At 66.4% G+C, this 11,963-nt stretch carries 13 protein-coding genes; 8 read left to right on the top strand and 5 right to left on the bottom strand.

Going from position 1 to position 11,963, the window contains the following annotated elements:
* Positions 1 to 156 precede the first annotated feature (156 nt).
* The 3 genes from AB0H88_RS27035 to AB0H88_RS27025 all read left to right on the top strand — a co-directional run bounded on the left by AB0H88_RS27035 (position 157) and on the right by AB0H88_RS27025 (position 3,489).
* Positions 157 to 1,146 carry a LacI family DNA-binding transcriptional regulator gene (locus AB0H88_RS27035; protein ID WP_357649023.1) on the top strand — a complete coding sequence of 330 codons (990 nt, stop codon included), beginning with the start codon at positions 157 to 159 and terminating at the stop codon, positions 1,144 to 1,146.
* 663 nt (positions 1,147 to 1,809) lie between these two features.
* Entirely contained in the window at positions 1,810 to 2,901 is a 1,092-nt protein-coding gene (locus tag AB0H88_RS27030) for a serine hydrolase domain-containing protein (protein WP_357649021.1), read from the top strand.
* 54 nt (positions 2,902 to 2,955) lie between these two features.
* A complete protein-coding gene (locus AB0H88_RS27025) occupies positions 2,956 to 3,489 on the top strand; it encodes a pyridoxamine 5'-phosphate oxidase family protein (protein ID WP_357649019.1) in 534 nt (177 codons plus the stop codon).
* Positions 3,490 to 4,048: 559 nt separating this feature from the next.
* Here AB0H88_RS27025 and AB0H88_RS27020 read toward each other — a convergent pair.
* Together AB0H88_RS27020 and AB0H88_RS27015 are read right to left on the bottom strand one after the other, a co-directional pair.
* Positions 4,049 to 4,234 (bottom strand): hypothetical protein, encoded by a 186-nt coding sequence (locus AB0H88_RS27020; RefSeq protein WP_357649017.1) that lies wholly within the window; start codon positions 4,232 to 4,234, stop codon positions 4,049 to 4,051.
* Positions 4,231 to 4,695: an ATP-binding protein gene (locus AB0H88_RS27015; protein ID WP_357649015.1), complete on the bottom strand. Its 465-nt coding sequence runs from the start codon at positions 4,693 to 4,695 to the stop codon at positions 4,231 to 4,233. The genes AB0H88_RS27020 and AB0H88_RS27015 overlap by 4 nt, the downstream gene beginning before the upstream one ends.
* Positions 4,696 to 4,913: 218 nt before the next feature.
* On the opposite strand from AB0H88_RS27015, the gene AB0H88_RS27010 reads away from it, so the two are divergent.
* The 3 genes from AB0H88_RS27010 (at position 4,914) to AB0H88_RS27000 (ending at position 6,698) form a co-directional block, all read left to right on the top strand.
* Positions 4,914 to 5,738 carry a helix-turn-helix transcriptional regulator gene (locus AB0H88_RS27010; protein ID WP_357649013.1) on the top strand — a complete coding sequence of 275 codons (825 nt, stop codon included), beginning with the start codon at positions 4,914 to 4,916 and terminating at the stop codon, positions 5,736 to 5,738.
* On the top strand, positions 5,735 to 5,953 hold the full coding sequence (locus tag AB0H88_RS27005) for a DUF397 domain-containing protein (protein ID WP_357649011.1): 219 nt from the start codon (positions 5,735 to 5,737) through the stop codon (positions 5,951 to 5,953). The genes AB0H88_RS27010 and AB0H88_RS27005 overlap by 4 nt, the downstream gene beginning before the upstream one ends.
* 157 nt (positions 5,954 to 6,110) lie before the next feature.
* Positions 6,111 to 6,698 (top strand): UTRA domain-containing protein, encoded by a 588-nt coding sequence (locus tag AB0H88_RS27000; protein ID WP_357649009.1) that lies wholly within the window; start codon positions 6,111 to 6,113, stop codon positions 6,696 to 6,698.
* Between the two features lie 232 nt (positions 6,699 to 6,930).
* On the opposite strand, the gene AB0H88_RS26995 is transcribed toward AB0H88_RS27000, so the two are convergent.
* Positions 6,931 to 7,920 (bottom strand): aldo/keto reductase family protein, encoded by a 990-nt coding sequence (locus AB0H88_RS26995; protein WP_357649007.1) that lies wholly within the window; start codon positions 7,918 to 7,920, stop codon positions 6,931 to 6,933.
* A 551-nt stretch (positions 7,921 to 8,471) separates the two neighbouring features.
* Between AB0H88_RS26995 and AB0H88_RS26990 the strand changes: the two genes are divergently transcribed.
* Both AB0H88_RS26990 and AB0H88_RS26985 read left to right on the top strand, forming a co-directional pair.
* Complete coding sequence (locus tag AB0H88_RS26990; protein WP_357649005.1) at positions 8,472 to 8,630, top strand: hypothetical protein; 159 nt, start codon at positions 8,472 to 8,474, stop codon at positions 8,628 to 8,630.
* A gap of 195 nt (positions 8,631 to 8,825) precedes the next feature.
* On the top strand, positions 8,826 to 9,248 hold the full coding sequence (locus tag AB0H88_RS26985) for a DUF6069 family protein (protein ID WP_357649003.1): 423 nt from the start codon (positions 8,826 to 8,828) through the stop codon (positions 9,246 to 9,248).
* A 15-nt stretch (positions 9,249 to 9,263) separates the two neighbouring features.
* Here AB0H88_RS26985 and AB0H88_RS26980 read toward each other — a convergent pair whose 3' ends face one another.
* Together AB0H88_RS26980 and AB0H88_RS26975 are read right to left on the bottom strand one after the other, a co-directional pair.
* Positions 9,264 to 10,454, bottom strand: a complete 1,191-nt coding sequence (locus AB0H88_RS26980; protein ID WP_357649000.1) for a MarP family serine protease — start codon at positions 10,452 to 10,454, stop codon at positions 9,264 to 9,266.
* Positions 10,455 to 10,552: 98 nt separating this feature from the next.
* Positions 10,553 to 11,812: a vanadium-dependent haloperoxidase gene (locus tag AB0H88_RS26975; protein ID WP_357648996.1), complete on the bottom strand. Its 1,260-nt coding sequence runs from the start codon at positions 11,810 to 11,812 to the stop codon at positions 10,553 to 10,555.
* Positions 11,813 to 11,963 lie beyond the last annotated feature (151 nt).

Genomic DNA, 11,963 nt, shown 5'->3' with positions numbered 1-11,963 from the left:
GACCTGGGGGAGTCTGTGACCGGTGGATCTGTGAACGTTCACAGCGTGTGTCCGGCCATCTGCGCTGTCAACCCTTCGTTATGTGGTCGTTAAACGGCCCAAAAGGTGTGTGCACGTTCACAGTGTTTCGGCGTTGGACCGTGAGATGCTGAACGCGTGAAGAGGCCGACCATCCATGACGTGGCCGCAGCGGCCGGGATCTCACGCGGCACCGTCTCGCGGGTCCTGAACGGCGACCGTTATGTGAGCCCCGCGGCCCGGATCGCCATCGAACGCGCCATCGCCGAGACCGGCTACGTCGTCAACCGCAACGCCCGCAACCTGGTCAGACAGCGCGCCGGATCGGTCGTCATGGTCCTGTCCGAACCCCCCTTCGAGGACCCCAACTACACCACCACCATCCGCACCGCGATCCGCCGCCTCGGCGAACGCGACCTCTCGCTGGTCATGATGATCGCCGGCGACGACAGGGAGCGCGAACAGGTCCTCCGCTACGTACGCGGCGGCCACGCCGACGGCGTCTTCCTCCTGTCCACCCATGCCGGCGACCCCCTGGTCGACACCCTCCACGGCGCCGGCATCCCGGTGGTCTCCTGCGGCGCGGTCATCGGCAGGGAGACGGTGATCCCGTACGCGGCCTGCGACGAGCGGGGCGGCGCCCGTCAGATGGCCGAATACCTGGTCTCACGAGGCCGAAGGAAGATCGCGATGATCACCGGCCCGATGGACACGCCGGGCGGCATCCAGCGCCTCGAAGGCTTCGCCGACGTCCTCGGCCGCAAGGCGTCGAAGAAACTGATCGAACACGGCGACTGGACCCACGCCAGTGGCGAGGCCGCCATGGCCCGGCTCCTGGAACGCGTACCGGACCTGGACGCGGTCTTCGCGGCCTCGGACGTGATGGCCTCGGGGGCCCTGCACACGCTACGGGCGGCGGGCCGGCGGGTGCCGGAAGACGTGGCGGTGGGCGGCTTCGACGACTCATCGGTGGCGATCTCCACCCATCCGCCGCTGACCACGGTGCGGCAACCGCTGAGGGACGTGGCCCAGGAGACGGTACGCCTGCTACTGGCCCTGATCGACGGCGCCGACCAAGTCGACTCGATCGCCCTCCCCACCAGCCTGATCGTCCGAGAGTCGGCCTAGCCCTCCCCCCGCCCGTTACCCGATTCGGTGGTTGGCCCTCTGATGCCCGCCCGCCCAAAAAGGGCCTCCGCTACGCTCCGGACGCTCTCCCAGGCGGGCTGACGCCCGCCCCCTGAAGGGCCTCGCTGCGCTCGGACTGCCTTCCCAAGAACGCTTCGCCTGCTGCTGGCCCTGATCGACAGCGCCCGCTGGGGCGGACCAGGTAATAACCGGTTTGATATCGGCGGCGTGGGGGGCTGCCAACTGTTAGCTGTTGAGCCTGTATCGAGTGGATCGACCAGCACACAAAGGTTCGGGCCCGCCGATAACTTGCGGGTCTGCCTCCTCGGAGGCATGGACGTACGACGGGATGACTCACCTCAGCTTGGACGAGGCGCGTGCGGAGTTGACGGTGTCTCACCCAAGCTGACTCTCGTGCTTTCGTGGCTGAAGGTTGTCCGCGTGATGGCCGCCGTCGGTTGGCTCTGCCCAGCGCGATGAGTTTTCCGGCCGTCGGTCGTCCTACTTGCGGAAGATGCCCCGCACGAAAAGGGTCCCGGATGCCTGTGACCGCGGCAGTCGCTCGGTGTGCGACTCCTGCGAGGCTCGTGGCACGGCACACCACCTTCCGCCGGGCAGGAGGGGCGATTCCTCCGCGCGGCCGGGGAAGTGATGAGGATAGCGATGAGTGAGATACAGGACCAGATTCAACGTCATATCGACACGCTGGTCGATACCGGCGCGGAGACCGGTGTGCAGGTCGCCGTCTATCAGGATGGCGCGCTGATCGTCGACGCGGTGGCCGGCACGGCCGACCCGGCCACCGGGCGGCCGGTCACCTCCGGCACGCCGATCTTCAGTTTCTCCACTGGCAAGAACGTGGCGGCCACGCTCGCGCATCTGCTCGTGGCGCGTGGTTTCCTCGATGACGACAGCCCGGTCACGGACCTCTGGCCCGAATTCGGTGTGCGTGGCAAGGCCACGGCGACACTGCGGCACGTGCTGACCCACACGGTCGGCCTTCCGGCCATGCCGCGCGAGATCACCCCGGGCGAGCTTCCCGACTGGTCCAGGGTATGTGAGTCGCTGGCCGCCGCCGAGCCGCGCTGGCGGCCGGGCGCCGCCATGGGCTACCACTCCTACACCTTTGGCTATCTCGTCGGCGAGTTGGCCCGCCGCGCGACCGGGCGGCCCATGCGCGAGCTGCTGCGTGAGTGGATCACTGCGCCGCTCGGGATCGAGGGGCAGCTCTACTTCGGCGCCCCGAAGGAGTCGCTGCCGGGGTTGGCGCGCCTGGAGCAGCAGGCGCGCCAATGGCCTGCCGACCCGGACGACGGTGATGCGATCCTCGCGCCGTGGGAAAACCAGCCGAGTGCCGATTTCGGCAACAACGGCGAGATCCTGCGCGCCGATATACCGTCGGTGGGTAGCGCCACCGCGCACGGCCTTGCCGCGATGTACAACGCCGTGCTGCAGGGCAGGCTCGTGGACTCTGCGCGGTTGGCGGAGCTGTCCGCGCTCGCGTTCGAGGGTGCGGATCAGGTTTTCGGTCATCCGGCGCGGATGGCGCTGGGCTTCCCGATCGGCAGGATGGGTGCCCCTGCCGAGGAGAACTCCGTGGCATTCGGATGGCCGGGCGGGGGCGGAAGCTACGCCTACGCGGACCCCGCGCGGGGGGTCGCCTTCGCGCTGACGAAAACCCGGCTCGTCCCGAACTTCGACACCATGCTGTCGGTCACCACGATCCTGGCCGACTATCTCGCCAAGACCCGCTGAGCTTTCCCCGTGGATGCGCCGGGGTCAAATTCGCGACGATCACAAGGAGAAATCATGTCCGCTCATACGGCCGGCGACTCGACCGCGCCGCAGACCAGTCTCGGTCCGTTCTCCTCGCCAGGCGCCAGTCCGACGCCGTGGGAGGCGACGGAGTGGGCACTGCGTCGGATCCAGAAATTCCAGCTATGCACGGTGCGCCGGGATGGCCGCCCCCACGTGACACCGTTGCTGGCGATCTGGGCGCTCGGCGCGATGTGGTTCACCACCGGCGACAACGAGCAGAAAGCCAGGAACCTCAGCGCCAACCAGCACTGCGCGCTGACCACCGGAACCGACACCCTGACCGGCATGGACTACGTCATCGAAGGCACTGCGAGCCTGGTCACTGACCAGGCCACCAGGCAAGCCGTGGCGACTGCGTTCGAACAGGCTTATGGGTGGCAGCTCACCCGCGAGGACGGAACCTGGTATCAACTGGGCGACGCCGTTCGGACTGGGAATGTTCAGCTCTACCGAGTCCAGCCGGACAAGGGGTTCGCCTTCGCCACTGGTAGCGAGTCGTCCCAGACCCGCTACCGGTGGAGCTGAGGGGCGCCACCTTGAGATCCGCGACTCGGCCTGAAGGGCCTTCGCTTCGCTCCGGACGTTCTTGCTCCCACCCCTTACCCGATTCGGTGGTTGGCCATCTGATGCCCACCCGCCCACAAAGGCCCTCCGCTTCGCTCCGGACGCTCTCCCAGGCGGGCTGACGCCCGCCCCCTGAAGGGCCTCGCTCCGCTCGGACCGCCTTCCCCAGCACGCTTCGCCGGGTCGGCTGGGTAGAGCGGGACCAAATGGACGGTGGAAGTGAGGCCCCCGGTTGAAAAGTGCGTCCAACCGGGGGCGACCTCATCCGCGAACACCAGGGACGGACGTTCGCGGATGAGGGGATGCCCTGGTTGGGAGGTAGGGGGCAGTTCTCAACCAACCAAGGCGAGCCTGAGAGACCTTGTTACGGCTTTCGTCGCTACCGGATTCAACGACGAAGGCCGCCCCCAAGGCCCACTTCAAGAGACAACTTGGCGGCTTGTCTCCTTTCCCGCTGCTCAGCGGTGGGGCCGGGGGAGAGTGACCAGCCGTGGCGGTGGCACTCGGCTGGTCACGAGCTTCAAGGTTGGCGCTCTAGCTTGGCGTGCAGTTGGTCGAGATCACCGGCAACAAGCGCAAGGAGCTTTCCCTCTCGCCGCTGATCGTCAGTCATAGCCGCCCGCTTCCGAGCTGCCCCGACGCCGATGGCCAGGTCGGGAAAGATGTCCCACTGATCGAACTTCTCTGCGAGATTTTGGGGGGTCATCTGGGCTCCTGGTCGGGCAGGGAGTGGGGGATCTCTAGGTCGCACCACACAACGCGGCGGCCGAGCGGAGTGACGTACGTGCCGCACCGCACGGAGAGCCTGCTTACGATGTCGAGGCCGCGGCCCGACTCGGCCTCGACATGCGGAGACTGGCCAGGGATGAATCGTGGCTCTGACGCCGGGGCACCGGGGTCGATCACCTCCAGACGGATGAAGCCCTTCCCGAAGCCCATCCGTAGTTTGAGCCAGTCGCGCTGCCGGCCTTGCGGCACGTGCACACAGGCGTTCGTCACCAGCTCGGAGACGACTTGGAGTGCGTCGTCTCGTACCGGGTCACTGGCGGCAAGCCATATCTTGATCGCTTGCCGCGCCTGCCAGGGAGTTTTGGCATTTCGACGCAGAGTTATGAACCTAGATATGACAATTTCCACTGTTTGTGCTGGCACAGAATCACCGACCATGTCTGTGTCTGGTATGCCGCCCGCCTCGCAACTAGGTAAGAGTTGTCCTGTTATGGGCGACTGAACCGCTGTCGTTTGTTCTCCGAGAAGCATTTCCAAGAATGCTCTTGGCCAGCTAGTTTTGGGATAGGGCGACTGCGACACCTTTCAACAATTCTGTTGCGGCTGTTGTTGTTGCCGTCCGCAATTCCTGTTGTCCCCCCGAACGGAGGGTCGAAATGTCGGCATGGCCAGACGAATCCCAATGCCTCCCGCCAGAGGCCACCTTTGGTCTTGAGCTGCGCAGGCTGCGCAATGCTCAGGGCTGGTCGCTAGAAGCGTTCGGCTCGCGGGTGGGGTATTCGGGAACGATGGTCGGCTACTACGAGCTTGCGAAACGTCCAGTGCCGGAGGAGTTCGTTACGCGCGCTGAGGAGGCACTAGGGCTCAAGGGGGAGCTAGTCGCCCTCTGGAAAGAGATCAACCCCAAGACCGCGCCGAAGTGGTTCAGGCAGTGGCCGAAGATCGAGGCAGCGGCGCGGATCATACGGAGCTGGGAACCCCTCCTGGTGCCGGGGCTCCTACAGACGGCCAATTACGCGCGAGCTGTCCTGCGGGGAGTGCCTGGCGCGACCGAAGAGGAGGTCGAGCAGGCGGTTGAGGCGCGGCTCCAGCGGCAAACCATCTTCGACCGGCCTACGTCTCCCATGTTCACCGGCATCATGGATGAGGGTGTCTTGCATCGTCCGATCGGCGGACACGAGGGCATGCGGCAACAGCTTGAGCGGTTGCTGTCACTCATGGATCACCCGAAGATCACGATTCAGATCGTCCCGCTTGAAGCAGGGCCGACAACCGGGCTCCTGGGAGGCTTCGCCATTGCGCAGCTTCCCGACGCGAGGGACTGGGCTTACCTGGAGTCCGCATCGAGTGGCCAAGTAACCGATCGCGTGGACGAGGTGCAGGGGATTAGCCTGAGGTACGACAAGATCCGTGCATGGGCGCATCCCCTGCATGTCTCAAAGGACGTGATCCGCGACATGATGGCGAGGTATGAGCAATGAGCGAGGAACTGTCCAAGGAACTGGCCGGCGCCGACTGGCGCAAAGCCAAGGCTTCAGGCGCGAACAACGGCAACTGCCTGGAGGTTGCTCCTTTGTCTGGTGGACGTGTCGGCGTCCGCGACACTGAGGCTCCCGACCAGGCCCCGTACGTCGTTCGCGGCGCGGTCTGGGCCGCCTTTATCGACGGTGCCAAAAAGGGTGAATTCGACTTCTAACGTCACGCAAAGCCCCCGATATTACATCGGGGGCTTTGCTATGGCTGTATTCCCGGTTTGTCTTGTTTGTTGCGCACAAACAATCGCAGCATCTGGCCTCCGGTGCAGCCGCGGCCTAGCATCGAGGCACATCAACCCTCTTTACGTGGAGCTGACAATGGCTTTGATCGCCCGTACCCGCGACTCGACGACGGCGGCGCCCAGAGTGCTGGTACAGCGGGCGCTGCCGACCGAGCCCGCCGTACGAGGTTCGAAGTCCCTGTTCCTCGCCGAAGCCGAACGGCAGGGACTCAAGGCGGGCCGCCGGATGCTGTACGTCGGGCTGGAGCCTGCCGGCGATCACGTGGCGGCCTGCCTGCGAGTCGAGCCCGGTACGGAGATCGTCGCCCGTCGCAAGATGATGACCGCGAACGACGTGCCCGTACGGATCGCGACCAGCTACTTCCGCGCCGACCTGTTCGGCGACACCCGACTGGCCGAGCCGGAGTTCGTACAGCCGTCACTCCAGTCCGCGCTGACTGCCCTGGGCTATGCCTTCGGCCACGCGGAGGAGAACCTGACCGCCCGGCCGCCGACACCGTTCGAGCGCGAGACGCTGGAGCTTGAGCCCGGCGAGTGGATCGTCCAGGTGCTGAGGGCGAGCTATTCCACCGAGGACACGCCCGTCCACGTCCTGGAGACGATCTGCGCCGCCAACCGGCACATCTTCCCGATCGGCCAAGTCTCCGGCTACGACGAATTCTGAGCTCAGAGCCCAGGCAGCCCTCACGGCCTTCCGGAAGCCGGCGCGGCCTGAAGGCTGCCCTCAGCCGTCACCTTGAACGACGTCCAGTGGCCCGTTGTCGGTCCGACGGCCATGGGCGTATACGGCCGTCGCTCGTATGACGGGCGCGGGCGCCAGAAGGTAACGAAAACGCGCTGCAGTCCGCCGACACCGATCCACTCCAGGCCGCGACCGGTCGCGGCCCGCCATCCCTTTACGGGGTGGTCGTCAGCGCCGGGTTCGTTTCGACAACGCCGTCGAGCACCTGGTCGACGCGCCCCAGAAGGTCGGCGTCGAGCCGGACCCCGGCCGCTTTGACGTTCTCCTCCACCTGCTCGGGCCGCGACGCCCCGATGATCGCCGAAGCCACATTCGGGCGCTGCAACACCCAGGCCAGCGCGAGCTGCCCCAGAGTCAGCTCGGCCTCGTCGGCCAGGGGACGCAGCCGTTGCACCCGTACCAGCACGTCCTCACGCAGGAAGGGCTGGATGAAACTGCCCGCACCGGTCAGGTCCGCCCCGCGCGACCCGGCGGGCGACGGCTGCCCTGGCCGGTACTTGCCCGTCAGCACGCCCTGCGCGACAGGGGACCAGGCGAGCTGACTGAGCCCTTCTCGTTCGCATGCCGGCACGACCTCGGCCTCGATCACCCGCCACAACGCGCTGTACTGGGCCTCGTTGGAGACCAACGGCACGTGCAATTCCCGGGCGAGCGCGGCGCCCCGCGTGATCTGCTCGGCCGTCCATTCGGAGACGCCGACATAGAGCACATGGCCCTGCCGGACCAGGTCGGCGAACGCCAACATGGTCTCCTCCAGCGGCACCGTGCGGTCAAATCGATGCGCCTGGTACACATCGAGATAGTCGGTGCCCAGCCGCCGCAGCGACGCGCGTGCCGACTCCATGACGTGCTTGCGGCCAAGACCTTTGTCATTGGGCCCGCCCGGCCCAGTAGGCCAGAACACCTTCGTGGATATCTCCAGGCTTTCCCGGCGCTGTCCTTTTAGAGCGCGGCCGAGCACCGACTCGGCTGCGGTGTTCGCGTACGCGTCCGCGGTAATGAACGTGGTGATGCCCGCGTCCAGCGCCGACGTGACGCACGCCCGCGCACGTTCTTCCTGGTCCGGGGCGTCGTACGCGAGCCAGTGCCCATAGGAGATCGCGCTGACAGAGAGGCCGCTACGGCCGAGACGACGAAATTCCATGCATTTAATGTAACCCTTAATTTCGAGTGGCAAAGCCTTTATCGAGCTGATTTGACAAATCAAATAAATGCGCTCTGAAGGCAAATGGAGAGAACATATGACGGCGAATTTGTCAAACTTCGCGCGGGGGATTCATGGATTGGTTCGAGGACGGCACGGCGCCCCTCGGACTCTGGGAATGCTTCGCAGGATCGGTTGGTCGGAGCGGGAGGAGACGCGCCTGGAGGCAACTCGTCGATCTTCCGCCCGGCGATGGTGAACGTCTCGGCGACGACGTCGAGCGTCGTCCACCCTGTTGACTTTGTCGCAAGCTCGCGATGGCAACGCGCCGAGCGTGCTGTTGGGGTTGCCGGTGGTGTTGCTGTTCGGGTCCGCGCCCGGCTGGTGGAGCGCCGCCTCCCTCGGCTTCATGGTGCTGGGTCTGGCCGCCATCATCGCCGTCCACGCCAGGACGCCGTCGTGCGCGGAACATCAACACGGTCGGCCGGGAGGGCCTACCGGGAGCTCGAGGAGGCCGGGCTGATCGAGACCCGGGGCGGGCGGGGTCGTTCGTGTCGGCGGCCGGCGAGGAGGCTCGCGAACGAGCCCGCCAGGCCGCCGCCGACTACGCGGCCGTCGTGGCGAGTGTCGGCATCGACGAGAGTGAAGCTCTCTGCATCGTCGAGGCGGCCCTGAGATCCGGCGACGCGGCCGCTTCCGCCTCATTCTGACTCGGTGCTCGGGCTTGTGCGGCCCGAGCACCGAGTGCTTGGGCCTGTGAGGCCACGGTCCGCCGCCACCATCGTCACCCCCAGGCCGACCGTCTTCTGAATTATTTTTGGGAGTGATGTCGAATGGCGTCGAGCCCGTTCGTAGCAAAGGTGAGAGACCGGCAACAGCCGGTCGCCACTCACCGGAGGCCCACGATGTCCAGCATCACCACCACCGCCACCGCCACCACCGCTCCCGCGAAGCCACTGATCATCGGCGGCCTGACCGCCGCGGCCGTCGCCGCCGTGGCGACCGCGGCCGTCGCAGCGGCGGGTGAGTTCGCCGGGATCAGCCTCGTTGTCGGCGGCGCGCCGATCCCGCTGTCCGGGTTCGCCGTGCTGACCGGCATCTTCTCCGTGGTGGGCCTGGCGCTGGCCCTGGTACTGGCCCGCGCGGCCCGCCGCCCGCGCACGGCGTTCGTCCGCACCACGATCGTGCTCACCGCGTTGTCACTGGTACCGGATGCGCTCGTGGACGCGTCCGCGGCCACGAAGGTGCTGCTGATGGTGACGCACGTGGTCGCCGCCGCGATCGTGGTCCCGGCCATCGCCCGCCGCCTGATCGACGGACGCTCCTGATCGACGGAGACGGGATCAGTCGCAGGTCTGAGTGCTGACGGGTTTGGTGGCGGTCGCGGCCTCGCGGGCGTCGGCGGCGACCTCGCTGGCGGTCAGTACGTAGCCGATGTCCTCCTGGCTGGTGACAGCGGCGAAGGTCACGCCCAGCACCCGCCCGTCGGTGGCCAGTAGGGGACCACCCGAGTCGCCATGCTGGACCTTGCCCCGAATGAGGTACACGTCCCGCGTCACCTGGGATTCTCGGTATATGTCGGAGCTGGAAGCGCTCTTCCGCGCCACGACCCGGGCCGGCTGCGGAGTGAACCCGCGGCCCTGGGGGTACCCCGCGATGATGGCGTCAGCGCCCTTGGCCGCCTCGCCGACGAAGGTCAGGTTCGGCAGTCCGAGGCCCGGCACGTGCAGCACCGCCACGTCTCGCCGCGGGTCGTACAGAACCACCACCGCTGGACGAGGACGCTGCTCGTGATCGACGATCAGTAACTCTTGGTCCACCCCCGCGACCACGTGCGCGTTGGTCATGATGTGATCGGGCGCGTACACGAATCCGGTGCCGGTGATGCGCTTTCGGCAGGAGCTCGCCGTCCCCTGCACCTGCACGATCCCTGCCTGTGCCTGCTGTAACCCAGGACTGTTCAGCACTGCCGCGTTCGGCGGTGGAACGTCGACGAGCGGCTGGCCGGCGATCACGTCCAGCACCGGCGGGAAGCCGGACCGGTCGATGAACTGCTTGAACGGTTTCTGCCAGTCGCGCGCCGCGTCCGGAACCGCCTGATCAACCGTGGCCAGGAGCAGCGAGCCACGAATCTGTTCCACGACCGGCACCAGCGAGGTGGATACCAGCAGGCTGCCGACCAACCAGGCGATGACCAGCACCGAAAAGGCGGCGACCAGCATCCCGCCCACCGCATCCAGCAGCCGGGCTGGTTCGTCCCGCAGGTGGGAACGCAACACCGCGCCCATGGTGGACGTGGCGAACTGGCCGATCATCGCGGCCAGGAGCACGATTACCAGGGCCAGCAATAACTGCGGGAGGTCTCCGTCCACAACTGAGCCCGCGATGAGCGGCGCGAGGTGAATCCCGAGCACACATCCGCCGATGAAACCGATGAAGCTCGCCGTCCCGACGACGAACCCTTGGCGATATCCGGAGAAACTGAAGGCGATCACCAGGGCAACCAACACGATGTCGAGCAGATCACCGTTCACTAGGCAAAGGTAAACCCGATCTTTATCTCTGCGCTCGCGCGGGATTGGCTTTGAGCGAATGTAGTGGCCCCACTGGCGGATGCACGGTGCCGGGGCCGTTACCTGTTCGGGCGGAAGTAGTGCCCGACCATGTAGGCCGTGACCTGCCCGCCGATCTTCGCGCCCTGCTCGTCGGCCGTGCGGGTGTGGATGCCGCCCCAGACGCGGGCGTTGACGACCTCGGCGAGCGCCTGTGAAAAGCCGCGGAAATACCTGGTGGTGCCCGAGGCGGCGCTGTACCCGCTGAAGGGGATGTCGTCCCGGCCGAAGAAGTACGCCAGCGCCGACATGCTCGCCGCGGTGAAACAGGTATGCCCCGAGGTGAAGTCGGGGTGCGGCGGCGTGACGAGCAACGGCGCCCAGTTGGGGTCGGCGGCCGTTGCCGGGTTGCCGTCGGTGTCGGCCAGCTGGATCGCCGTGACCGGCCGCCAGAAACTCCATGCCGCCTTCTCGTTGAAGCAGGCAGTCGTGGCATCGGCTTCGGTCAGATCGACCATCGCGAACATCCGCGCCGTCTGAAGCGTGTTCAGTCCCCGCGTCGTCGCAAGCTGGCGCTTGATCTCCCATTCGGCCAGATGCCGATCATGCCACCAGATCGCGGCTTGGGTCTGGTCGGCGGTCCTGACGGTGCTGGTTGCCGAGCCGATGGTCTTGACCTCGTTGAAGTCCCGGGCGTACTGGCGGCTGGTCAGCGAAGGTGGGCCGGAGGTGCGGAACATGGACGCGCGGGGGATAAGGAATGGTTTGAGGTCACCGACCCATGCCCCGTCGGAGGCGAAAGCGGGAGGTGCCGGCCGCCACTGGCCGGGTTGGGTGCCGACGGTCCAGGTCTGGCTGCCGAACGCCCCGTCGTCCCGCCGCGCGGCGATCATCGCAGCGGCCGCCTGAGTGCCCACCGTGATCCCGCGCTGCTTCGCCGCACTGTCGGGAATCGCGGCCAGCGACTCGCCGTACTGCGTCTCCAACCTCGCCTGCTGCGCCGGGAACAGCGCGTTCAGCACACGGAAGGCCGCGGTCGCGACGGCCGCGTCCGTCGACTCGGTTCCCCTGGCCGGCGGTGCGATCAGGTACGGCTGATACGGAGTGCCGGCGATCGCGTTCACCGCATCGTAAACGGCCCCGTGCACCATCGCGAAGCTACGTGCCTGGACTTGCGGTTGCTGCGCGGCGATATCCCAGATCGCTGTCTGGGCGTTGCCGTCCCAGACAATGACGGCATTGGCGGGTGTGCGGGAATTCGAGGCGTACGCGAATGGCGGGCCGAGTGCGACCGGCGAACCGGCGATGACGATTCCGGCGACGACCGGCCAAACGGCCATGCGCCGCAGGTTGGCGACCCAGCCCGCATTGCGTGATCTAAGCACTGAAGCAAAGTACTATGCCGGCTCCGGCCGTTACAGCGGCCGAATGGGCGAAAAGCCGATAATGACGTAGCCGGAAACGCGAAGCTGAAGTGTCCGGCTCAACGAT

The sequence above is a fragment of the Nonomuraea sp. NPDC050680 genome, assembly GCF_040654555.1.
Taxonomy (GTDB): domain Bacteria; phylum Actinomycetota; class Actinomycetes; order Streptosporangiales; family Streptosporangiaceae; genus Nonomuraea.
The sequence above is the reverse complement of the archived record's forward strand: the minus strand, read 5'-3'. Positions and strand labels throughout refer to the sequence as shown.

What these genes read in the sequence shown, in the direction of transcription:
- AB0H88_RS27015 (WP_357649015.1), bottom strand. Translation starts at nt 4,695, where the DNA reads ATGGTCGGTGATTCTGTGCCAGCACAAACAGTGGAAATTGTCATATCT.
- AB0H88_RS27030 (WP_357649021.1), top strand. Translation starts at nt 1,810, where the DNA reads ATGAGTGAGATACAGGACCAGATTCAACGTCATATCGACACGCTGGTC.
- AB0H88_RS26985 (WP_357649003.1), top strand. Translation starts at nt 8,826, where the DNA reads ATGTCCAGCATCACCACCACCGCCACCGCCACCACCGCTCCCGCGAAG.
- AB0H88_RS26975 (WP_357648996.1), bottom strand. Translation starts at nt 11,812, where the DNA reads ATGGCCGTTTGGCCGGTCGTCGCCGGAATCGTCATCGCCGGTTCGCCG.
- AB0H88_RS27005 (WP_357649011.1), top strand. Translation starts at nt 5,735, where the DNA reads ATGAGCGAGGAACTGTCCAAGGAACTGGCCGGCGCCGACTGGCGCAAA.
- AB0H88_RS27000 (WP_357649009.1), top strand. Translation starts at nt 6,111, where the DNA reads ATGGCTTTGATCGCCCGTACCCGCGACTCGACGACGGCGGCGCCCAGA.
- AB0H88_RS27010 (WP_357649013.1), top strand. Translation starts at nt 4,914, where the DNA reads ATGTCGGCATGGCCAGACGAATCCCAATGCCTCCCGCCAGAGGCCACC.
- AB0H88_RS27020 (WP_357649017.1), bottom strand. Translation starts at nt 4,234, where the DNA reads ATGACCCCCCAAAATCTCGCAGAGAAGTTCGATCAGTGGGACATCTTT.
- AB0H88_RS27025 (WP_357649019.1), top strand. Translation starts at nt 2,956, where the DNA reads ATGTCCGCTCATACGGCCGGCGACTCGACCGCGCCGCAGACCAGTCTC.
- AB0H88_RS26995 (WP_357649007.1), bottom strand. Translation starts at nt 7,920, where the DNA reads ATGGAATTTCGTCGTCTCGGCCGTAGCGGCCTCTCTGTCAGCGCGATC.